General features: G+C 48.2%; 20 protein-coding genes and 1 pseudogene. 2 read left to right on the top strand and 19 right to left on the bottom strand.

The window, feature by feature from the left end:
- Window positions 1-41: 41 nt before the first annotated feature.
- The 13 genes from NQ502_RS13030 to NQ502_RS12970 form a co-directional block, all read right to left on the bottom strand.
- On the bottom strand, window positions 42-1,013 hold the full coding sequence (locus NQ502_RS13030) for an ABC transporter permease (protein WP_028529410.1): 972 nt from the start codon (window positions 1,011-1,013) through the stop codon (window positions 42-44).
- Window positions 1,014-1,032: 19 nt separating this feature from the next.
- Window positions 1,033-2,535: a sugar ABC transporter ATP-binding protein gene (locus NQ502_RS13025; protein WP_028529409.1), complete on the bottom strand. Its 1,503-nt coding sequence runs from the start codon at window positions 2,533-2,535 to the stop codon at window positions 1,033-1,035.
- Between the two features lie 271 nt (window positions 2,536-2,806).
- On the bottom strand, window positions 2,807-3,418 hold the full coding sequence (ttdB, locus tag NQ502_RS13020; RefSeq protein WP_028529408.1) for a L(+)-tartrate dehydratase subunit beta: 612 nt from the start codon (window positions 3,416-3,418) through the stop codon (window positions 2,807-2,809).
- Entirely contained in the window at window positions 3,415-4,335 is a 921-nt protein-coding gene (gene ttdA, locus NQ502_RS13015; protein ID WP_028529407.1) for a L(+)-tartrate dehydratase subunit alpha, read from the bottom strand. The genes ttdB and ttdA overlap by 4 nt, the downstream gene beginning before the upstream one ends.
- The gene (locus NQ502_RS13010; protein ID WP_083963389.1) at window positions 4,332-5,600 is read right to left on the bottom strand and encodes an MFS transporter; all 1,269 of its coding nucleotides are present in this window, start codon (window positions 5,598-5,600) and stop codon (window positions 4,332-4,334) included. Before NQ502_RS13010 ends, ttdA begins: the two co-directional genes overlap by 4 nt.
- Window positions 5,601-5,698: 98 nt before the next feature.
- Window positions 5,699-7,075, bottom strand: coding sequence for an MFS transporter (locus NQ502_RS13005; protein WP_028529406.1), 1,377 nt, complete (start codon window positions 7,073-7,075; stop codon window positions 5,699-5,701).
- The gene (locus NQ502_RS13000) at window positions 7,060-8,325 is read right to left on the bottom strand and encodes an MFS transporter (protein ID WP_028529405.1); all 1,266 of its coding nucleotides are present in this window, start codon (window positions 8,323-8,325) and stop codon (window positions 7,060-7,062) included. The genes NQ502_RS13005 and NQ502_RS13000 overlap by 16 nt, the downstream gene beginning before the upstream one ends.
- A 10-nt stretch (window positions 8,326-8,335) precedes the next feature.
- Window positions 8,336-9,358: a zinc-dependent alcohol dehydrogenase gene (locus NQ502_RS12995; protein ID WP_028529404.1), complete on the bottom strand. Its 1,023-nt coding sequence runs from the start codon at window positions 9,356-9,358 to the stop codon at window positions 8,336-8,338.
- Between the two features lie 4 nt (window positions 9,359-9,362).
- A complete protein-coding gene (locus NQ502_RS12990) occupies window positions 9,363-10,277 on the bottom strand; it encodes an SMP-30/gluconolactonase/LRE family protein (protein ID WP_028529403.1) in 915 nt (304 codons plus the stop codon).
- A gap of 17 nt (window positions 10,278-10,294) precedes the next feature.
- Complete coding sequence (locus NQ502_RS12985) at window positions 10,295-11,104, bottom strand: SDR family NAD(P)-dependent oxidoreductase (RefSeq protein ID WP_049898285.1); 810 nt, start codon at window positions 11,102-11,104, stop codon at window positions 10,295-10,297.
- Between the two features lie 30 nt (window positions 11,105-11,134).
- Window positions 11,135-11,476 carry an SCP2 sterol-binding domain-containing protein gene (locus NQ502_RS12980; RefSeq protein ID WP_028529402.1) on the bottom strand — a complete coding sequence of 114 codons (342 nt, stop codon included), beginning with the start codon at window positions 11,474-11,476 and terminating at the stop codon, window positions 11,135-11,137.
- A gap of 17 nt (window positions 11,477-11,493) precedes the next feature.
- Window positions 11,494-12,600: a uroporphyrinogen decarboxylase family protein gene (locus tag NQ502_RS12975; protein WP_028529401.1), complete on the bottom strand. Its 1,107-nt coding sequence runs from the start codon at window positions 12,598-12,600 to the stop codon at window positions 11,494-11,496.
- A 14-nt stretch (window positions 12,601-12,614) separates the two neighbouring features.
- The gene (locus tag NQ502_RS12970) at window positions 12,615-13,979 is read right to left on the bottom strand and encodes a GH1 family beta-glucosidase (protein ID WP_028529400.1); all 1,365 of its coding nucleotides are present in this window, start codon (window positions 13,977-13,979) and stop codon (window positions 12,615-12,617) included.
- A gap of 250 nt (window positions 13,980-14,229) precedes the next feature.
- Here NQ502_RS12970 and NQ502_RS12965 point away from each other — a divergent pair, with 250 nt between their 5' ends.
- Entirely contained in the window at window positions 14,230-15,234 is a 1,005-nt protein-coding gene (locus tag NQ502_RS12965; RefSeq protein ID WP_049898283.1) for a MerR family transcriptional regulator, read from the top strand.
- A 111-nt stretch (window positions 15,235-15,345) separates the two neighbouring features.
- On the opposite strand, the gene NQ502_RS12960 is transcribed toward NQ502_RS12965, so the two are convergent.
- Together NQ502_RS12960 and NQ502_RS12955 are read right to left on the bottom strand one after the other, a co-directional pair.
- Complete coding sequence (locus tag NQ502_RS12960; protein ID WP_028529399.1) at window positions 15,346-15,609, bottom strand: hypothetical protein; 264 nt, start codon at window positions 15,607-15,609, stop codon at window positions 15,346-15,348.
- Window positions 15,610-15,708: 99 nt separating this feature from the next.
- Window positions 15,709-16,809 carry a uroporphyrinogen decarboxylase family protein gene (locus tag NQ502_RS12955; protein ID WP_028529398.1) on the bottom strand — a complete coding sequence of 367 codons (1,101 nt, stop codon included), beginning with the start codon at window positions 16,807-16,809 and terminating at the stop codon, window positions 15,709-15,711.
- Window positions 16,810-16,978: 169 nt separating this feature from the next.
- On the opposite strand from NQ502_RS12955, the pseudogene NQ502_RS12950 reads away from it, so the two are divergent.
- Window positions 16,979-18,371 (top strand): annotated as a pseudogene (locus tag NQ502_RS12950) (transposase).
- A 240-nt stretch (window positions 18,372-18,611) separates the two neighbouring features.
- Here NQ502_RS12950 and NQ502_RS12945 read toward each other — a convergent pair.
- From NQ502_RS12945 to NQ502_RS12930, 4 genes are all read right to left on the bottom strand, one after another.
- On the bottom strand, window positions 18,612-19,658 hold the full coding sequence (locus NQ502_RS12945) for a sugar ABC transporter substrate-binding protein (protein ID WP_028529948.1): 1,047 nt from the start codon (window positions 19,656-19,658) through the stop codon (window positions 18,612-18,614).
- A gap of 67 nt (window positions 19,659-19,725) precedes the next feature.
- On the bottom strand, window positions 19,726-20,670 hold the full coding sequence (locus NQ502_RS12940; protein ID WP_028529947.1) for an ABC transporter permease: 945 nt from the start codon (window positions 20,668-20,670) through the stop codon (window positions 19,726-19,728).
- Between the two features lie 22 nt (window positions 20,671-20,692).
- Complete coding sequence (locus tag NQ502_RS12935; RefSeq protein ID WP_028529946.1) at window positions 20,693-22,195, bottom strand: sugar ABC transporter ATP-binding protein; 1,503 nt, start codon at window positions 22,193-22,195, stop codon at window positions 20,693-20,695.
- Between the two features lie 19 nt (window positions 22,196-22,214).
- Window positions 22,215-23,471 carry a uroporphyrinogen decarboxylase family protein gene (locus NQ502_RS12930; protein ID WP_044983556.1) on the bottom strand — a complete coding sequence of 419 codons (1,257 nt, stop codon included), beginning with the start codon at window positions 23,469-23,471 and terminating at the stop codon, window positions 22,215-22,217.
- Window positions 23,472-23,615 lie beyond the last annotated feature (144 nt).

Genomic DNA, 23,615 nt, shown 5'->3' with positions numbered 1-23,615 from the left:
AAAGACACAAGCGTCCTTTAAGATCTGTGTTTTAAATTTCCCTATGCAATCGCCTCTCCTCTGGAACGCTCAAAGGTCATAGCGACCATCCCGATAAATAAGAGTCCTTTTAAGATCGTGATATGTTCATGCTGCAGACCACATAATAGCAGGCCGCTTTCCAGGATGACCAGAATCACACACCCGATCACTGCACACCAGCTCCTTACCTTTGCTCCACCGCTCAGCGGGATGCCCCCGAGCAGCAGTGCCAGAAAGATATCGATTTCAAATCCGGAACCGGTATTTGCTCTTACCATGGATGCCCGGATCACATTGATGGACCCTGCAATCGCCACTGTAACGCCTACGATAATGTAAGCAGCAATCTTGGCATTATCCACCTTAATTCCAGACTGCTTCGCCGTCTGCTCGTTGCCGCCGATCGCTTTCAAATTTTTACCATAGCGTGTTTTTTCAAAGACCAGAATCACCCCTGCCACAATCACAAGGATCAAAATGAATTTGACGTAGATATTATCATATCTGGAAAACTGCGCAGGTGCATACGCCGGATTCAGTTCTGTTACGGCGGTTACGATTCCTCTCAGAATATAGTTCATGCACAGCGTCATAATCAGCGGCTGAAGCTTCAGTTTGGCTGTCATCAGCCCGTTGAGCAGGCCCACCAGAAATCCGGTGGCAATGGTCGCAAGCAGAATCACCGCCATTTTTCCTGCTGTAAGCACATTGGAATCGCCCACAATCAGCAGCGTTTCCATCATGCACAGTCCCAGCAAAGAGCCTACGGACAGATCAATACCGCCGTGTGAATAGACGAACACCGCCCCCATAGCGACAATGATCATCGGGAAGATCGTATTTGTCATGGTTCCGATATTTGCCAGTGAAAACAGGACACCCTTTGTCGCAATCTCCAGACCGATCGAAAGTACGATCAATACAAGAAACGGCAGATAGTTGGTCAGCTTTTTTTGTTTAATTTCTTCTAAAAAATTACTGTGTTTCCCCATTTTTCCTCCTTATCCTCCGTCAGATCATATATTCCACAATCTGCTTTTCTGTCGGCATCTCATCCCGAAGAATTTCTCCTGTTATTTTTCCATCCTTCATAACAACAATCCGATCGCTCATGCCGATCAGCTCCGTCAGCTCCTCTGAAATCAAAAGGATTGCTTTCCCCTGCTTTTTCAGCTTGTACATCAGCTTGTACATACCCGCTTTAACGCCGATATCGATACCCCGCGTCGGACAGTCCATGATGAAAATGTCGGAACCGTTGCCCATCCACTTCGCAAAAACGACCTTCTGCTTATTTCCCCCTGATAACTCGCTCACATACTGATCAAGCGAATTGCATTTGATCTTGAGCAAATCTGATTCTTTTTTTGCAAAATTTTTTTCTGCTTTTGATGAGATATAATGATGCTTTTCAATCAGCCTGTAGGAGGGCATAAGGATGTTGTCTTTGATGCTTGCATTCAGGACAACAGCCTCCAGATCTCTGTTTTTCGATACATACCCAATTCCGCTGTTCTTTGCGGTATAGCAGTCCCTGATTTCCACACTCCGAAGGTGATTGAACACCTTGCCGGTGATCGTCGGATTGATGCCGTATGCAAGCCGTCCAAGCTCATGCATGCCGCATTCAGAAAGACCCGCGATGCCGAGAATCTCACCTTTATGCAGCGTAAGACTCAGATCAGTAATAAGTGCATCATCCGAAACGTGTTCCAGCGATAAGGCAGCCTCTTTGCTGTGCGCCCCATCCATATCCGCACGGTAATAATGTCCGCTGAATTCCCGTCCAACCATCATTTCCCGAATCTCATGGATACTGGTCTTTTCTTTCTCCATGGTATCGATATAGATACCATCCCGCAAAACCGTGATGCTGGTGCACACTTCCATCAGTTCATCCAGATCATGCGTAATAAAAATAACCGCTTTATTCTCCGCCTTCTGCTTTTTGATGATCTCATACAGAATATCCCGTCCCACCTGTGACAATGCGGTTGTCGTCTCATCTATGATCAGCACTTCCGGCTTCTTATACATGATCCTCGCGATCTCCACCAGCTTTCGGCTCTCTGCACCCAACTGTGAGATTTTCGTTCTCGCATTGATATCCTGCATACCCAGGCTGTCAAGCAGCGTCTGAGCCGTTTTATTCATCTTGGCGCTGAGAAAAACGCCCCCTTTCGTAAAGTTTTTCTCATATCCGAAAAAAATATTGGCTGCAACGGAGAGATCCCGAATGGTCCCCATCTCCTGCACGATCATGCCGATCCCTTTTTCACTGGCTTCCAGTACATGCCTGGGTGCGAATTTTTCGCCCTTAATGTACATGTCTCCACTGTCCATCGGCTGAATCCCGGCAATGATAGAAGATAACGTCGATTTTCCCGAACCGTTTTCCCCCACCAGTCCTCTGATTTCTCCTCTGTGTATCTCCAGAGATACATCGCTTAGAGCCTTAGTCGGACCAAATGTTTTACAGATGTTTTTACATACAAGCAATGAATGATTGTTCAATATTTACCCCACCCTTCCCAGAAGAATTCTTGATTTAAGTTTATAATCCCCAGGTATTTATAGCAATTTGAAAATTATTCATTTGTTGTAATATAATTTTTTGTATAATATTTTATTATTTTAAAATTTTCACTTTGAGATTCTTGTATTTTTACACAAAAAGAACGTGCTTTCGCACGTTCTTTTGTCTTTTTTGTCTCCGTTTATCATGATTTATTTTTAGGACTCTGAATCCGGCATTTCAGAGATTTTGATTCCCCAAAAAAATATATTACTTAATAAAACCAACCTCCCGGCAGATGCGGGCTATTTCTGTTTCTTTTCGTTCATTAAACACAAGCCTGTTCTGCTCAAAGAGATTATTGCCCTGGGTGTCAATTGAAACAATTAGCGGTCCATAGCCTTTTACCTTGCAAACCCATAATGCTTCCGGCATTCCTAATTCCGCCCACTGGACATCAAGGATTTGCTCCACCTTCTGCGCTGCGAGAACCGCATTTCCGGCCGGATAGACCAGGTGCAGAGCATGATATTTCATACATCCGTTCTGAGTATCGATCCCCATTCCACCTTTTCCAACAATTAATTTCACTCCCGTTTCTTTCATAAATTCTTCTTCAAATTTCTCCATCCGCATACTGGTGGTTGGGCCGACTGAAATCATTTGAAAGGTGCCATCTGCATTGGCTTTTATGATCGGTCCGGCATGCAGAATTGCCTTGTCACGCACATCCACCGGAAGCGGCCGGCGTTCTTCCACCACACGCCGGTGTGCAATGTCCCGGCAAGTTACGATAATTCCATTCAGATAAACGATATCACCAATTCGGAGATTCTTAATGTCCTCGTTAGAAATGGGGGTCGTCAAATAAAATTCTCTCATAATATCACTCCCCTGTTCATCGGTAATTGATAATTCAACTGACGGTCAAATAAGATCCTGCCGCGCCGGTGTGACCAGCAGCCGGTATTGACTGCAACGCCGATCGTGGAAGGATGCCGGGCGGTGTTGACGATGTTCACACCCAGGACGGATTTCTTTCCCCCAAGGCCCTGCGGGCCGAGACCGATGTTGTTGATGCCGTCTTCCAGCAGGCGTTCCATTCTGGCAGCATTGGTATTAGGACTGACACTGTCCGCCCTGCGCATCAGGGCCAGCTTGGAATTCATCGCAGCTGTCTCCACACAGGTGGCAATCCCAACACCAACTAAAAGCGGGGGACAAGCGTTAAGGCCATAGCTGGTCATCTGATCCATGACGAAACGAACAACCCCTTCATAGCCTTCACCCGGCATCAGGACTTTTGCTGCTCCCGGCAGACTGCAGCCACCGCCGGCCATATAGACGTATAGCTCCAGCTTGTCGCTGTCGCCATCAATTTCCATGAAAACTGATGGCAAACCGGTTCCAATGTTCAGGCCAGTGTTGTACTCATCAAAGGTCTCCACAACATTATGACGTAAGGGGATCTTCTTCGTAGCCAGATAAACCGCCTGCCTCAAAATGACATTGAGTTCTGCCAGCAATGGGAATTGCGCCCCACATTTAATAAAAAATTGCAATACTCCCGTATCCTGACAGCTGGGTCGTTTCAATTCTTCTGCCAGTGACTGATTCTCTCTCATTGTCTCATAAACCAACCTCTGCAGCGGCTCTGTTTCAATTTCGGCCAGTTCTTCTAATTTGCAGATAATATCGTCTGGCAGCCGTCGGCTGACAACATCGATGTAATTCACCAGTATGTCACATAATCTTCTCCCGTCATCTGAGAGAACTGGTTCCTGATAGTCATATTTCATGATTTTCCTCTTATCTTCTTTTTTATCAAATTTTGATATCCAGCGCTTTCATCTGTTCCGACATGGACGCATCGCAGGGGAAGAAGACACACGCTCCTTCGCCCAGCCATCACCGCTCCGACCAGCGTGAGAACCGGAAAGATCATCGCCGCCAGGATTCCGGCATGCAGATCATTGCCGAAGCAGCCTGAGACGGCGCCGGCCAGCGCCGGACCGGCGGCGCATCCCAGATCCCCCGCAAGAGCCAGGAGGGCGAAGAGAGCCGTGCCGCCGCCTTTGATCAGCGCCGAGGCTTTGCTGAAGGTTCCCGGCCAGAGGATCCCCACGGAAAACCCACACAGAGCACAGCCGAGCAGTCCTGCGGCCGGATGCGGGATCAGGGCGGTTCCCGCATAGGATGCAATGCAGAGCAGGCAGCTGCCTTTGATAAAGCGGTTCAGATCAATCCTCTCCCCATATGTCCCATAGATCAGCCGCGCGAGCCCCATCAGCATGGCGAATGCCATCGGTCCGGCCAGGTCGCCGACTGTTTTGCTGATGCCGAGTCCCTGCTCAGCAAATGCTGAGGCCCATTGACTGACCGCCTGCTCACTGGCGCCGGCCCCCAGCATCATCAGCATCATCACCCAAAAAATCTTCCGGGTGCACAGCGTTTTGAGACTGAGGCTCCCTTCATGCTCCTCCTGCAGGGAGTAGATGGGCACCTTGAGAAACAGTACCGTATTGACCGCAGGAATCAGTGCCCATAGCACGATCAGCACCTTCCAGTTTTTCAGACCAAACAATGCAAAAAAGAGAGTTGACATCAGCACCACGCCCATATGTCCCCAGCAGTAAAAGGAATGCAGCAGGCTCATCGCCTTCTCTTTGTGATCCGTGGGACATGCCTCAAGGATCGGACTGAGCAGAACCTCGAGCAGCCCGCCGCCGATCCCATAGATGATCACCGCGGTCAGAATGCCGGTGAATGCATCAGCAAACAGTTCCGGCAGTACTGCCAGCAGGCATAACCCGATTACGGTGAAAATATGAGCAGTGACCACCGATGCCCGATAACCGATTTTATCTATAAATCCAACTGACAACAGGTCGATCAGCAGCTGAATCGTAAAATTAGCTGCAATGAGCAGGGCAATCTTCGCAAGCGGTATCTGATACGTCGTTTGAAAGGTGACAAACAACAGGGGAGCAAAATTATTGACAATCGCCTGCACGATATAGCCGATGAAACAGGCGTACACGGTTTTTTTATACTTGGTACTCATCACGTTCATCCTTTTACAAATATAAGGGTGTCCTTCTGCTTGAATCTGAACATTCACAGCAAGGAGCACCCTCAATCATATCATGTTTTTACAGTAGATTATACCCTTTCTTTTTTCTGGCCTTTTTTTGGATTCCAGATGCAGACAAAGATAAGACAGATCAGTAGAGCAGCGGCAGGAAGTCCAATAAATACCCCGATAATGCCATTCTGTGTTGCTGTTGTCTGAACCGTCTCGACTGCATTCCATCCTACCCACGTGAGACACCAGCCCACCAGCGCAGCCCCCACACCGGATCCGATCTTGGTGCCGATGCTGGAGCACATGGAAACGACCTCTGAGGGGTTTTCACCATTTGTCTTCTGGGCGACTACATCTGTCAGATCAGCGACAAAGGAATAAATGACAGCCGTGATAGGAGCCATGCCAAGCGTCTTTAATGCCATCAAAACCATCGTTCCGATAACGCTTCTTGCTGTAAATATCATTCCCACACTTACTGCCAGATAAAAAACCAAACCTCCGATTACAAACCTCTTTGTGCCGATTTTTCCGGCAAAAAACGGCGTGAGCAGTATCATAATAAGGTTCGCAACATTGCAGAGCAGAGAAGATGTACTGTACGATGTCATCGCAAAGTCCCCATGGATATACATCCAGAAATAAGCATTAATCCCTGCGCAGCCACTGGCGAGATAATAAAACGTAAACATTCCGAGAAGGATCCACGTGTATGGGTTTTTAAGAACGATCTTCAGGATATCCATGTATGACATAGCCTTTCTGTTTCCGACTGTTGCCTGCTCTTTATGATCTTCCAGCAGTTCTTCCGGCATCTCCTTTTCTTTAATAAAAATGCCCATGAGAGCCACCGTAACCGTGACCACAATTGCATACACGACAGACAGCTTACTCCAGGCACCCAGCTCTGCCTGACCGCCCCAAAGCCCAAGAAGAATTGGCGACAGGTATACAAGTACCATCACACCGCCCATAAGAAGAAACATATATGAGGAACTGAGTGTAACCCTGTCCTGTTCGTCATAAGACATAATAGGCAGGATCGCGGATGCTGCCAGATTGTAAATGGTATACGAGACCGCTGCGGTAAAGGAATAGGTAATGTAGATGTAAACGACCGTACCTGCCTCCGAAAGCGACGCCGGAACATTAAAGCATGCGATCAGACTGATCCCAAGAAGCGGCGCGCAGATGAGAAACCACGGCCGGATCTTTCCCAGTTTAAAGTGACATCTTTTTATGACCCATGAGAAGAGGAGATCACTGACGCCATCCAGGAGCCTTGCCACCAGCATCATGGTACCCGCTACGGCAGCCGCAATGCCGACGCTGTTTGTATAGTAAACCGTCATGTACATGGACATGAACGTCCACACAAACTGTGAACCGGCACCACCGATACCGTAAATAATCTTCTCAAATAGTGTCGATTTTGGTTTTAAAGTCGTTCCCATTCGTTGTTCCCCCTAAATTTTAGTTTTTTCTCTTGTTTTTCTTTTGCCTTCGGTCCGGTATCCTTTATAAAAAAGCAAATAACCGGTCCCACAATACTGATCACCGCAAAACAGTACATCGCCTGCTGAAGCTCCATATGTTTCATAAGGACCGACAGGATCATGGGCGTAAAAAATGATACAAAGCTGCCAAGCCCGAACATCATTGCATAGGCCATACTGGCGATCTCGGGCGTTGCCCCGTCGATTTCCGTTGACATCGTCTGCATCAGCGGCGAAAACATACTTGAAAATACACCGTAAGTGATCAGTGTAACGATCAGAAATACCGTACCCAGGCTGTTAAATAACATTAAAAGTGCGATGAAGCCCACTATATTTCCCACGATGCAGACCGGCTTCCGTCTTCCGACAGCCGCCGAGACAACCCCTGCTATAAAACCGCCGGCCATATTCGCAACAGATATGAAACCCGCATAGGCAGACGCTGTCTGGGCGCTGTAACCGCGCACCAGTTCCAGATAGGTCGGCATATAGGTAAGCATACAGGACTGGGCGAACATCAGCACACATACATAGAGCGCCATAAGCCAGACATCCCTTCGTTTCACTACTGCCGCGAACGCCCCGCCTTTGTCCTTCTTTTTTACATGTTCCGGCTGATATTCTTTATTATCTTTTCCGACACACATCCATATAAGCAGAAAGATAAATTCCAGTGCAGCCATTGCCAGAAATACGTTCTGCCATCCGCCCAGGGCAGTTAGCAGCGGAATTGCAGCATTGTATGCCGCAAAGGTGCCGCAGGCAACCCCGATCTGGATAAAAGAAAATAGCAGCGGTCTCTCCCTGGGCGGCAGCCACATAGTTCCACTTGAGACACAGGCCACAGAATTAAGGCCGACTCCCAGTCCCAGAAGCGCCCGCCCCGCCAGTATGACCGGGAAGCTTCCTGACAGCCCCGCCATCAGATTGCCTGTAATCACAGCGGCAAATGCAATCACAATCGCATGTTTGGAGCCAACCCTGACGATTACAAGATCACTGCCCAGCAGCATCATGACACCCATAGTCAGGAGGACAGCCGTGACGATAATACCCGCCGTACCGATGTCTGTTTTTAAGCTTTGTGAAATCGTCGTCAGCATCGGAACCGCAATGCTGTAAGACATATACATGACTACCGTATTGATCACCAGCAGCGCCATGATCAAGAATCGATAGCCTGAAAATGTTTCAATTTTTTTCATTCATTGTCACCTATGGGATTAACAGTACTTTAAACGCTGTCTTGTTAATAGTCGCGTCAAACCCCTTTTCCCACTCCTCAAGCGGCAGCTTCAGGCTGATGATCGGGCTTAAGTCCACCTTGCATTTGTTGAGCAGATCCATCGTGATCTCCCAGGTCGTCGTAGCCGTGGAGTTGGTCGAGGTCACATACAGTTCTTTGTCAAATAAGGTATTAAAATTGCATTTGATATCACTGCCGTACATGCCGATCTGCAGAAGCGTGCCGTGGATTTTAATAATCCGAAAACACACGTCCAGGGACGGGGCCGCACCACTGGCCTCGCAGACAATGTCCGCGCCCTCCGGATTTTTTGCATAAACCGCCTCCTGCAGCTGTTCAAAGCTGTCCACGACGCGGTCGGCCCCGAGCCGTTTTGCCATCTCCAGCCGGTGATGATCCGCCGGAAGGCCGGACACGATCACATAGGCGCCGCGGCTTTTTAATGCCTGCAGTGTAAACAGACCCACCGCTCCCGGACCGCTGACCACCGCCACATCGCCCGGCTTTACATCGATGCGCTCATAGACGCCCCGCACCGCGCAGGCCAGCGGCTCCGCGGCCGCATAGTTGATCTTGTCTTCACTGTCTTCCGCCACCTTGTAGCAGAACTTCGCCGGCATCACCATGTACTCCGCCATGCTTCCATTCTTGAACACACCCACGGATTTGTGATCCGGGCAGAGGGTCACCTCGCCCTTTTGACAGTAGATGCACTCCCCGCAGTTATAGCAGGCGGGAATGCCTGTCACCCAGTCTCCGACCTTCAGATCGCCGCAGTCCCCGCACATCTTTTCAATCATGCCGACAAACTCATGGCCCAGGACTACCGGCAGCGCCGTTTTCCGTTCATCCAACATCGCATGGATGTCCGATCCGCAGATTCCCGCCGCTTTGATGGCAATGCGGACCTCCCCCGGTTCCGGCTCCGGAACCGGGATATCCTTCAGCACCATCCCCTCGCGGCCTTTTCCTTCTTTTACCAATGCTTTCATTCGTCTATGCTCTCCATCTGAATTTATTTGCGGTTACCCCTCTGACTCCCGGCCGCACGGCAAACATGGCGCCCGCCAGAGGCTGCTGCTCTCTCTCCTGTTCCGTAAGGCCGATCGAGGCTGTAGTGATATAGAGCGTCCCCATGTCTTTGCCGCCAAAGGCACAGCAGGTCACCTGGGCGCATGGAAGGGGAATCTCCATCAGCTTCTTCCTTCGCACCGGATCCCAGCGGGACACCTTCCAGCCGCCGAAGTGGGCGACCCACAGCATACCCTCAGCGTCGATGGTCATGCCGTCCGGCGAGCCCTCCGCCAAATCGATCTCAATGATCGGCGTCCTGTTTGCGATCTCTCCTGCTTCTACCTCGAAATCAAACTCGTAAATACTCTGCGGCGTCGTGTCCACATAATACATCTTCGTCTCATCCCGATTCCAGGCGATGCCGTTGGAGATACCCACGTTTCCGAAATACTTCCTGATCCGCCCGTCATGCTCCAGCTTGTAAAAGCTTCCGGTGATCTCGAACTTGCGCTCCGGCTGGTTGGCCGTCATCGACATCGTCCCGAACCACAGCCTTCCCCGGGAATCACATTTGCCATCATTGATGCGGTTGTTTGTGATCTCCCGCTCCAGGTCACTGATTTCCTCCAGCTCCTGTTTTCCGGTATCAAACAGATAGATGCCGTCCTGGAGGTTCAGCAGGATGCGTCCGTCCGCCGCAGGGATGGCACAGCCGATGTGCTTCCCGATATGCCAGCATTTGTCCTCGTCGCTTCGTGGGTCATAGCAGTGCAGGTCATTTCCCCTGCCAAATTCGCTTAATCCGTCAATCCACCAGAGTTTTCTGCGCTCGTGATCCCAGCACGGCCCTTCCCCCAGCGTAGCTCTGTATTCATTTACAACTGTCGGTTTTTCCACATTTTCACCTTCTTTGTCTATTCATCGAACGCATAGTACTTGGGGATTGTCCCAAATTCCATGCCGCCGGACACGTTCAGGCACACACCTGTGATGTATCCCGCCCAGGGGCTGATCAGAAACAGGGCTGTTTTCCCCACCTCCTCCGGCGTACCGCCGCGCCCCAGCCACGAATAGTGATCGCACCGGTCCGCATAAGCCTCGGGATCCGCTGCCCGCTTCATTTCCGTATAGAAGAGCTCCGTCACGATATGGCCCGGGCAGATGGCATTGACCCGCACCCCGTGCCGTGCCTCCTCGATGGACAGCGTCTGCGTCAGGGAATTGATCCCTCCCTTGGTGGACGAATAGCCGCATGTCTGCTCCTGCCCCACCCTGGAAATGATGCTGGACATATTGACGATCGCCCCTTTTGTCTTCCTAAGATGCGGGATAGCAAAATGGCACCCGTAGAACTCTCCCATCAGGTTGCATCGGATCACATTTTCATAGCTCTCGATGGACATATCACAGCAATCCTGATGCGGCGGCACGTAGCCGGCATTGTTGACAATTGCATCCAGCCTGCCGTATTTTTGGACGGTAAAATCCACCAGCGCCTTCACCTGCTCCGGCAGGGAGACATCGCAGGGGAAGAAGACACACTCGCCCCCGCCGCGCTCTGTAATCTTTCCGGCCGCTTCTGTCCCCAGTTTTTCCCGTCTCGCCGAGATTACAACCTTCATACCGGCATCGGCGAATGCCTCGGCACATCCGTATCCGATCCCCGTATTACCGCCTGTGACGATCGCCACCTTGCCCCGCATTTCCTCTTCGATTGTTCTCATTTTCCCTCTCTCCCTCGTCCAACGCTCTTGTTATAAGTTCATGATCCCGCTGTCCGCCGGTATATTGAGGCAGTACTGCAGCTCCTCATAGGCAAGTCGTTTTCCAATAAATCGAATGGTTCCCATCCAGTACGCCAGCTCCGACGCAACTCCATACACGGTTTTCAGGTAATTGTCGGAGGTCATGCGCAGCTTTACATCATAGTCGTCACTGCCCTCCGGCTCTACGGTACAGGCGCCATTTTTGATTCGGATCGTATACTTCTCTCCCATATCATGGATATCATAGACAATCGTCAGATCACTCTCGCAACCTTTCTCTTCATCAAAATACTCCGGTATTTTATTAATAAATTCCTTTACTGAACTCATACTTTCACCCCTTTTCCTTATGCATAAAAATCATCGACCGCGCGCCGGATTTCTTTTAAATGCTCCATGGTCGTGCCGCAGGGGACGGAATCAGCGGAACCTAACAATACGCCTCTTCTGCCGCTGGTTTTTTCAAGGATCTCCATCGCCTTGAGATAGCAGTCATGCGGATCGGGTGAGGTGAACGGTCCGACTCCGATACCGCCCTTGACCGCATGGTTCGGCAGTGCTGCCGCTGCCTCCCAGAGCTCTGTATTGCCGGTCGGCTCCGGTGCAATGTCACTGACGCAGTCAAACTTGCCCTGTGCAATTTGCGGAAACATGGCCTGCAGCTTTCCGCACATATGGACAACATGGATTTTTCCGTGCTCATGCAGAATATCAGCATACTCATTGTCATAATCCAGCACATATTTTTCATAGTGGGACGGGGACATGATCGTCGAGCTGATATTTTCCGCCTGCACGAACACCTCCGCATCGCTCTCTTCAGCAACCTTGCGAACCACCTGCAGATTTTGCTGATGGTAAAGCTCCATCACCTCTGTAAATAGATCCGGATCTTCATCCTCGATGTAATACGTATTGTCAACACCGGCCTTGTAATTGAGAAAATCCTGCAGCGGTGAAAGCGGAATGATATTGGCAAGAATTCCATCGTCGCCGGTATTGGCCCGGTTGAAATCATCGATCGGTTTCGTGCTGTACCCATACATAACGCTGTGTTCCAGAATATATTTGAACACCTTCAAATCCTCCACCGAACAGATCATATGTTTAACGTGCGGGTTCATGGAACTGTTGATGCCGCTGCGCAGAATCTCACAGATCGTTCCCACCGGAGTCTCATAGGTGATCGTAAGGTCTCCATTTTTGAAGGAACGGGATTGTCTGACGCCACTGTCCGGAGTCGGCACCCACATGGCGTTATAGTCAGATGCAATCTGTGTCCAGACCTCGTGGCCGGCCGCCTTCATAATATCAGGAAGATAATATGGCGCATCTTCGGGAAACTGCGCCGCTGTGTAAGGCACGATCAGCGGTACGCAGGGAACACGGTCAACCTCCTGCATTTTCAATGCGGCAAGGATCCTCTCTCTGCCGCTCATTACTTCTGTACTCATATTCCCTGTCTCCTTTACACTTCTAATCCATTGTTTTTGATCACATCGGAGTACCAGTACGCGCTGGCCTTCGGTGTCCTCCTGAGGGTCTCATAATTCACATGAACGATACCAAAGCGGATGGAAAGCCCCATCAGCCACTCGAAGTTGTCAAACAGTGACCAGATATGATAGCCGGTTACCGGTACGCCTTCCTCGATCAACTTGTGCAGCTGCATCAGCACCGACTTCAGAAGGATGATGCGGTTGGTATCGTTGACGGTGCCGTCAAAGTCAACCCAGTCATTGTTGGCGCAGCCGCTCTCGGTGACAATGATCTCTTTGACCGGATAATTATCGTAGAGATAGTGAGCCGCGTGATACATGGAGGTTTTACTGAACTCCCACTGATACGGCGTTGCTTCTACATCCGTCTTTCCGAATATAGCCATGCTCTGGGCATAACCCAGCGGCCATTTTGCCGGATCTGCCTTTGCATAAAAACGGGTATAATTGTTCAGTCCCACAAAATCCAGGGGCTGGCAGATCAGCTCCATATCTTCCGGCGTAATCTTCGGCAGGACAACACCGGCATTCTGATAGGCATTCATCAGCTTTTCCGGGTATTCTCCCTTCAGCAATGGTCCACAATAGTAATCGTGCTCACAGAGATTTGCCATTTCAACAGCCTCCAGATCCCGCGGGTCATCAGGATTCTGAGGTTTAATTTCATAAAACCAGAGTTTGATTCCGATGCGGCTTTTCAGCCCTGTTTCCCGGAAGGCCTTTACCGCTGCCCCGTGACTCATAAACAGGTTATGGCCTGCCAGCAGCATGGCACTGCGATCGTTATAGCCCGGCGCCATACCGCTTCCCGTATAGCCGTAAAGCACGCTGTTTGGCTCGACAAAGGTAATCCAGTCGTCAACCAGATCGCCGAATTCCCGGTAACATACCTTCGCATAGTTCGTGAACCAGCCGACCATCTCTCTGTTGGTCCATCCGCCTCGGTCCTGGAGTGTCTGCGGCAGATCCCAGTGATACAGAACCATCATCGTATGCATGCCCAGCTCCCTGCATTTTTTCAATACATTGCGGTAATATGCGACCCCTTTGGGATTTACTTCACCGTCTCCGTCCGGGATAATCCGCGGCCAGCTGAACGTATAGAGAAAACTCTTATAGCCCAGTTCCGCCATCATTTCAAGATCCTGCTCATACTTATGATAAAAGTCTACCGTTACATCAGCCGTCGTACCATCCATGATCCGGCCAGGCGTGTGCACCATCCTGTCCCAGATGCTCTCTCCTTTTCCGTCCTCGTTCCATGCGCCCTCGATCTGGTAGGAACCTGTCGCCACACCCCATAAGAAATCTTTTGGAAATTCATATTTTGCCATCGTGTTGCCTCCTTTTTCTGTACCATATATATCTTCTGTATAACAGCAAATGCACTGGCAATTTTGTCTGTTTTTCTTGATATATATGTTTTCTTTTTGTATATTTATTGTAAGTCATCACGCAGCGTCGCAGTCAATTTCCATATTTCCAGTTGTTTTACGTCCATTTTTATTGCATTTTGCACAATTTTTCATATATAATCAGTTTAAAACCGTTACCCTGCGAAGCGCTTCAGACAGGAGGAAAAACATGAGAATCAAAGACGTTTCTGAAAAAACCGGACTCAGCCGGCGTGCCATACGGCTTTACATCGACGAAAAACTGATAAGCCCGGCAAGCGGGTGTAATGGATATTATGATTTTTCTGATGAAGATGTAAAAACACTGAGCACCATCAAGAATCTTCGGGATATCGGCATTACCATCGACAATATCCGCGTGGTCCTGAAAGACCCCAAATGTGCAATCTACATACTGATGGCTCATAAACAAAAGCTGCGAATGGAACTCGAACTGAAAAAACAGCAGTATTCCTTCAGCGACCAGCTGCTCAATGAACTGCTCAGCAAGCCTTTTACAAAGTTTCGAGGTATGATTGACTCTTTTGATTTTTCTATCAACAGGCCTGATCCGAACCGTCCCATTGACAATGCAGATGCAGAGCTGCTTCTCAGCGGTTTTCTCAGCATCTTTCCATTGGACAGTGATTGGGATGAATTCCGGCTGTTTCTGTTCGAGCGTTTGAAAAAGGCGTATATGAACGACCAGTCGGACGACCTCAAAATTCAGCGGAATGTCTTATATGCCTCCGAATCTTCCGTCGAACAGGTGGAAGAATGCAACGCCTATTACAGGACTGCGTACTCCCGGATTGCCTCCCTCACAGACTCCACTCTTCCTGCCTTTGTTGATGAAATGTTCGAGCATGTGAGAGAACACCTCACGACACCCCTGTGGGTCAAATACTGGAATAAAGCCTACACTTCAATGACCCGGCCAAGTTTTTCACTCTACAATAAAAATGTGGTTAAAATCATGTGTCAGTTTTCTCCCATGTTTGCCGCCTACTATGAAAATTACCTTGCCGTCTGCCAGTCATTTATCGAAAAACTGGAATCTGAAGATGGCCGGGAGCTCAGGGATTTAATTTATGAAAAACTCGGGAGTTCCTTTTATGTCTACGATTACAACAATATTATCCGGTTGTTTTTCTTTGGAGACAGTCCCGGCGAATTATCGGCGATCACCCCGTAAACAACGAGGGCGTCCCCCAGGTCAGTCATACCGGCCTGAGGGACACCCTCGCATGCGTTATCATCCTTATTCAGTTTGCCATACACCCGGACCTCATCCCTCCAGGCATTTCTAACGACTGTTTCTCTTCTGCATGTCAGAAATGACATGTTTGGCCTTCGAAACATCCTCCCTTGAAACATAGACGTAATACATGATCTCCAGATTCACTTTCTCGCCAACCCGTCCCAGGAATATACCGCGGCTCCTGTTCTGTGTTCCCATGTTCACCTGTTTCGTCTCGCAGGCAATCCCTGCCTGTTTCAACTCCTGCAGCACCTGTCCGAATAGTTCCACGTTATTCGATAAAAAGACTTCTTTCTTTTTCCAAAACATAGATACCCTCCCGCCTCCTGAGTAAGAACCACCTAATCTTCTTATAAAGATGCTAACACGTCAGGGTATCCAAGTCAACTGAGACCGTAAATCCGCTTCCTAAGATTCCTCCCCTCTCGCCTTCTTCACCGCACGCATAAACGCCAGTACATTTTCCACCGGTACATTGTTCATAACCTCCTGAGAAGGTGCAATGATCAGTCCGCCGCCTTTTCCGAGAACATCGATCACTTTTAATGTTTCTTCAAATACCTCCCCGGGAGTACGGAAGGTGAGCAGATCCTGCGTATCCACTCCGCCGTAGAAGGTCAGGTCTTTACCGTATTCGTTCTTCAGGAACTGAAAATCCATACAATTCTGTACCGGTTCGAGAACGTCCAGACCGGCATCAATCAGATGTGGAATAAACGGCGTAATCTTGCCGCAGGAATGCATCTGGACCGGTAACCCGGCATCTTTAAACACACGGAATACTCTTTTGATCCTTGGCAGAAAATAATTCACAAACATGTCTTCCGAGACGAATGTACTGATCTGTGTTCCCAGATCGTCGCCGTAATGTCCAATCGGAAAGCCTCTCTTAACCGTTTCTTTTGCCACTTCCACCTTATACTCGCAGATCACATCCATCAGATAACATGCCTTTTCCGGTTCTACCGCCAGCAGATACATGAAATTTTCAATTTCAGTCAGCTGATATGCTTTCTCCCAGATTCCATTGTAACCGCTGAGTTCCACGAGGAAATCATCGCCGTATTTCTTCAGGTCCTCCTCCGCAATTTTAAACTGCAGATCCATATCTGAAAGCTCAGGTGCCTTGTAATTGTAGATCAGCGATTCATCTTCGTCACATCCTCTTAGCGGATGGCAATAATTAAAATACCCCCCGTCATTTACATTATATTTCATCCCCCAGAGATCGTAGATAAATCCTTCCTCCTCCGGTATATGAATATAGCGGCCTGCATCATACGCCACCTGCATGCGATGCGGGTCCAGTTTATCAAGCTGGACAATATCATCCAATACACCGGTAAACTTGATGTGATTTCCCAGATAGACATCCACCTCTTCTTCATTAAGTCCCAGCGCTTCGGCCACTTCCATCTTTTTTGCCCTCGCTGCAAACGTACACTGACTCGGAAGATAAGAAGTGTTCTTTTTGCTGATTACGTCCAGTACTAATTGCGATCTCGTCATTGTGATCTCCTCTCACTCGTTTAAATATTTAGGCGTTTGCAAAACGCCATAAGCCTTGATTTTGCAGGCTTTTTTACTGTTTAAAATGGAATAACTCCTCACAGGTATGTTATAATTGAATTGTCGAGAAACAATTAAACAAAACCCTGAAAGGAGTTATCTTATGGCTATTATACCATGTAATCAGCTTTCATTGGCAGATGTTTTTTCAGATTGTCAGGAAATTTATGAATCTGACAAGCCTGAGTTTCTGTCACTTCTTCAATCAAACATCGATCTTGATGAAATTATTCCCGATTCCTTCCGGAATCACTTCTATGCATCAACGGGTAGATCCCGTAAATACCCTTTGCATGCCTTTTTATGGGCACTTATTATTCAGCGGATTTTTTCAATTCCGACTGATTCCTTACTTCTTGTTTTTCTCAAGTATTCCAGACATCTTCGTGAGTTCTGTGGCTTTACCAAAGTTCCTGATGCATCTAAAATCACTCGTTTTAAACAAGTCTTTCTTTCGGACTTACAATTAGTTTTCAATAACCTTGTTGATGTTACCGAACCTATCTGCCAAGCAATTGATTTTGAAAAAGCCAACATGACCATTTTTGATTCTTCTGGAATCGAAGCATGGGTAACTGAAAATAATCCAAAGTTTGCTAACCGAATCATCAAACAGCTAAAAGCCTATGCAAAAGCAAATCACTTTGATTCTAACTTTGACCCTTACAAGGCTGCTTATGGATCTATGCCAGCTCATTGTGCTTCTAATGTTCAAATCAAGCAGCTTTATGTCGATGGTCATTTCTGCTACGCTTATAAGATCGGTATTGTCACAAATGGTCTGGGCATTGTCCGTCATCTTGAGTTTTACAATAAGGACTTTTTATTGGCCCATCCTGAACTTGTTCCAAACAAGAAATCTGATTCTCCTGATGAAGATAAATCCATTCATGATGCAAGGCTCCTCATTCCAATGCTGCAGGACTTCTTCAAGGCGCATCCTCTGATAAATCCAAAAACTTTTCTTGGTGATGCTGCTTTTGATTCTGTAGGATTATATAAATCGCTTCTCACCGGTGATACATTTGGCGGGGACAAACACTTTAAGGCTGCATATATTCCCTTAAATTCAAGATCTCATCTTGAAAATGTTGATTACAAAATCAATGAAGATGGCATCCCTTGCTGTCCAAAAGATGAAACACTCCCAATGAAATATGAATGTATCTCCAAACTCCGCAGCGGGGTTCCAAGATACAAGTTCGTATGTCCTAAAATGATTTGGGATTATAATCCTGAAACGCAAAAATCACATCGTAAATGTACTTGTGATAGTCCTTGCACGAATTCCAAATGCGGCCGCATGATATACATTTATCCCGAAAAAGATCTTCGTGCCTATCCTGGTACACTTCGTGGTACTGCCGAATGGGATTCAATATATAAAATCCGTACAACAGTCGAACGTTCCATAAATCACTTCAAAGACTGCTTTGGACTTGCTGGTCGTAAGACTCAAAACGAAAGGACACTTCATGCAGACCTTATTCTTTCAGGAATAACACAACTTATTTCAGTCGTGCTAGCTGACAAAATACATCAACATCAATTTATACGAAGTATCAAACCGCTCATTGCGTAGGTCTTACCAACTTAATAGTTTCATAGCTTTATTAAGTGCGCCTATTTTATGAAAACTGTAACTTTTATCTTAGAATTGCTGCAATGCAGCAATTCTACCCTGTTTGGAATCAAGATTGCGAACTTGTTTCGCAATTACCTAGTTTAAATATTTCAATAAATTACTGTTCCGGCAAAACTTTTACATCCGTGTTGATTTCATGCTCCACTGTTCCGCCTTCCAGAACGGTAATGCAGGCATCAATTGCCTCTTTGGACATATCTGCCGGGAACTGTGCCACAGAACCGATCACACAGGAGCCTTCTTCCTCTGCCATCGCAACGATCTCATTGGATCCGTCAAAGCCAAGCACCTTGATATCTGCCGCCTTACCGGCCTGCGTAACGGCTTCCGCTGCCCCTAACGCTATCAGGTCTGCCGCACAGTATACCACGTCAATATCCGGATTTGCAGTCAATACATTCTGCATGACGCTGTACCCCTGATCTCTTGACCAGTCAGTCGGCTGATTGGATACCACTTCCAGCTTTGGATTTGCAGAAATCGCCTCCACAAAGCCGTCAATACGCGCATCCCCTGCGGGGTTTCCGACGGTTCCGCTCAATATGCAGATTTTTGCGCCATCCGGGTATTTTTCATTGATGAACTCACCGCCTACAACACCACCCTGGTAATTATCCGTGCCTATGTACGTCACATATTCCGCCCCCTGAGCCTTTGCAGCTTCTTCGTCGATCGTGTCATTTACCAGTATAACAGGAATATCTGCCGCATTTGCCTTTTTAATCGACGGGAGCAGAGCCGCCGGGTCTGTCGCAACCAGGATGATGGCATCAAATTTCTGCGTGATCATATCATCCATCAGCTGCACCTGTTTCTCAACGTCTGAATGCTTCTCAGACGACATAAATGTCAGATCCACGCCGATTTCTTTCGCGTACTCCTCCGCACCCGAACGAAGCGTCTGCATAAATTCATCCAGCTGATGTTTACATACATATCCTATTCTGTATGTCTTTCCGCTGTCCGCCGTCTCTTTCTGTGCATTTTCCCTGGCTGTTTCTTCCGTCTTTGTCTCTGCCGCAGCCGGCTGCGTGCTCTCCTGCTTGTCCGAAGCCGCATCACCGCCGCCTCCGCATGCCGCCAAACCAACCATCATTGCCGCACTGAGCATTACCGCCAGCATTTTTCTTGTAAATCGTCCCATTTTAAAATCCTCCTTTTACATCATACTTTATATATTTTGCCATGTCGGCAAGATACCCTGATAATTTTTACGATTCTTTCTTCGCCACGTCCAGCAGCACCGCCAGGATGATAACACATCCGATGATTCCCTGCTGTAAGTATGAGTTTGCATTCAGCAGATTCAAACCGTTCCGGATGACTCCGATCACGATCGCCCCCAGCAGCGTACCCCAGATACTGCCGACGCCTCCCGTAAGAGAAGTGCCGCCGATGACTACCGCCGCAACCGCATCCAGTTCATAGTTCATACCGGCCGTAGGCTGTGCGGCATTCAGTTTTGCAGTCAGCACGATCGCCGCAAATGCTGCCGTGAATCCGCTTATGATATAGGTAAGCATCTCGTACATGCGGACACTGACACCGGATAGCCTTGCCGCCTCTTTATTTCCTCCTATCGCATAGACAAAACGTCCTGTCTGGCGATACCTCAGCAGATAGTAGCCAAGCAGATATAGAATCAGCATAAACAATACCTGCACGGGAATTCCCGTTCCGAAAATTGTGCCCACTCCGATCCATGTGAAACTCTCCGGAAATGCTGACATGTTGCCTCCCTTACTGATCGTAAGTGCGATTGCTCGGGCAATATTCATGATTCCCAGCGTGGCAATAAAGGGTGGCAGTTTTCCGATCGTCACCAGCACTCCGCTGACCGCACCGCACGCAACTCCCACGATAATGCTGGCGATCAGAGCGATCCCTACCGGCATTCCGGCCTTCATCATCATTCCCATTACGATACCCGCAAGTCCCAGCACAGAGCCAACCGAGAGGTCGATCCCTCCGGTCAGGATAACAAATGTCATGCCGATCGCAACGATGGCATTTACCGTGACCTGTGTGATAATGTTGATCAGATTGCCCGGCGTCAGAAATACCGGCTTCAGAACAGACAGTATCACGCATAATACAATCAAGACCAGCAGTGTTGTCATCTGACTAAAATCAATTCTTTTTTTTACAGTATTCATACTTTTCAACCCTCCGTTTATCTCACGATGCACTTACTGCCGCCGCGTATTTAATGACGTCATCTTCCGTAAGGCCTTCCATCTGCTCGAAGCAGTTCATGATCTTTCCGTTCTGCATCACATACAACCGGTCACTCACACCGATGGCCTCCGGCAATTCCGAAGATACCATAATGACAGCCTTACCCTGCTGCTTTAATTCGTTCATTATTTTATAAATCTCTACTTTTGCGCCGACGTCAATCCCCCGGGTCGGTTCATCAAATATCAATACTTCCGGGTCAGCATTGAGCCATTTTGCAATCACTACCTTCTGCTGGTTACCGCCGCTCAACAGCTTCACCTTTTGCTTCATGGACGGGGTTTTCGTCTGCACGGATTCCGTCAGTTTTTCTGCCACTTCCATTTCTTTTCCGGGATTAATCCCGAAAATATTCATGACCTTTCGATAGTTGACCAGCGAGATGTTATCCTGTATCGAAAAATCCAAAATCAGGCCCTGCTGTTTGCGGTCTTCCGTCAGAAGTGCCAGTCCATGTTTTTTCGCCGTCGCACAGTTATTGATCCTGATCGGTGTCTGGTTCACGCAGATTTCTCCTGAATCATAGGCGTCTGCCCCAAAGACAGCCCGCATCAGCTCCGTCCGCCCGGCTCCCATCAGCCCGTAAAATCCGACGATTTCTCCGCGCCGCACATAGAAAGAAATATCCTGCAGCAGCGGTTTTTGCTGTAAATGTTTCACCTCCAGCAGTGTTTCCCCCGGTTTCACTCTCACTTTGGGAAATTTTTCCGAAAGCTCACGGCCTACCATTAAACGGGCAAGTCCATCCACATCGGTATCCTTTACAGGTATCGTCTGAATATATTTTCCGTCACGCAGTATCGTAACCCGATCTCCGATCTGTACGATCTCCTCCAGACGATGCGAGATGTAAACCACACCCACATTCTTTGCCTTCAACTGTGAGATAATATGGAATAAGGCTTTCACCTCTACTTCCGTCAGCGCCGATGTGGGCTCATCCATAATAATGATGTCCGAGTCAAAGGAAATCGCTTTTGCAATTTCTACCATCTGCATCTGCCCGACGCTAAGCGACGATACCTTTGCTCTTTCAGATACGTTCGAATGGATCGAATCTAACAGGCTGCGGGCATTTGCATGCATGGCCTTCCAGTCAACGGCACCTGATGGTTTTTTGGGGTACCTTCCGAGAAAAATATTTTCTGCCACCGTCAGGTTTCGCAGAAGATTAGTCTCCTGAAAAATAATGCTGATTCCCCTCTCCTGCTGCTCCCTGACACTTGCACACCGGATTTCTTCTCCCTTGTAAATAACTGTTCCTTTATAATCCGTATTCACTCCCGCCAGGACTTTCATGATCGTTGATTTTCCCGCACCGTTCTCCCCGAGCAAAACATGCACTTCTCCGCGTTTCAGCTCAAACTGCACATCATCCAACGCTTTCACTCCGGGAAATTCAACCGATATATTGCTCATCTCCACGATCTTTTCTCCGTTCATCCCATCAACTCCCTCACTTTCATTGATCACCATTAAACTCTTTTACCGCATCCAGCATAGCAATGATATTTTCTGTAGGTGTATTGGCCTGAATAATATGAATCGTGTTGAAGATATAGCCACCGTCTTTTGAAAAGATTTCACAGCGTCTTTTGACCTGCTCTTTTACTTCCTCCGGTTTTCCGAACGGTAATACCTTCTGTGTATCAACACCTCCCCCCCAGAACAGAATATCCTTTCCGTATGTATCTTTTAATGCCTGCGGGTCCATACCCGCCGCAGAACACTGCACCGGATTGACGGCGTCAAATTCACTTTCAATCAGCAGCGGAAGTATCGGAAAGATGCCGCCACAGCTGTGTTTTAATGTCTTCCATTCGGTATGCTGGTGAATCCAGCCGTTCATCTTTCTGTAGTAGGGCAGATAAAATTCCCGAAATATTTCCGGGTTTACAAACGGTCCTCTCTGTGTGCCAAAGTCCGTTCCGCAGATATACATCACATCGATGTCATTGCCAATCACCTCATAGATCCTTTCAAAAGAAGCGATGGCACGCTCCGTCTGTAATTCAAATACTTTATGGACATAATCCGGATACAGCAGGGGAGCCATGTACCACTCTGACAGGCTGCGGATACCTCTGGGATTTTTAATATTCGGTCCCGGAATGTTTGCCGCATCCCCTAAGGCATAATACCCGGGCGCAGCCGTCAGCGCTCTTTTGCTTTCTCTGTATTCATCCGCTTTCTTCCGGTAATATACCAGATCCTCGTCTGATATGATCTGACAGTCTTCCGCATTATCTTCCGGATCGGCCGTCTCCTCATCAAATTCCGGTGACCGCATAATATTGTCAAAATAGAAACCATTTGCCGGCATGTGTCCACTGGCAGGAACGGATGTATCCCCCATCGGATATACGTAATATCCTCCCTTCCCGTCGTCATCCACCGCACAGTTTCCCGGAATCAGTACGGACTTTCCGTGATATGTCCACTCTTTCCAATTATCATTTGCGTGGCCAAATGTATCGTATTTCGGATCCAGCGCCTGCACATCGCTTCCCATCGCATCTTTCAGGTCCGGTTCCACAAGTCCCGTCATCGTGGACATATCGATGATCTTCACCGGCTCGCTCCCAAGGCCAAAATACTCCCGTAATTCTCCTACCACCAGCGCATTCATCTGCGAGCAGCAGAACCCTCCAAAATCCACCGCCATTTTATCCGGCTGTCTGTGGCTGAACGATGTCCTGATACGTTCTTTTGATGTCATAATGCCTCTCCTTTCAGCTTATCAATATCTATCCCAAGATTCCATTACCTCTTCTGTATGTTCAGATTATATTCTCATCCCGCGCATTTTTCTATAAATCTTATTGCCCAACCTCTCATGAATATTGCCCAACATCGCAGCCTT

Origin of the sequence: Ruminococcus gauvreauii (genome assembly GCF_025151995.1) — a bacterium.
GTDB lineage: Bacteria > Bacillota > Clostridia > Lachnospirales > Lachnospiraceae > Ruminococcus_G > Ruminococcus_G gauvreauii.
Note: the sequence above shows the minus strand (reverse complement) of the source record. Positions and strands in the feature narration are given on the sequence as shown.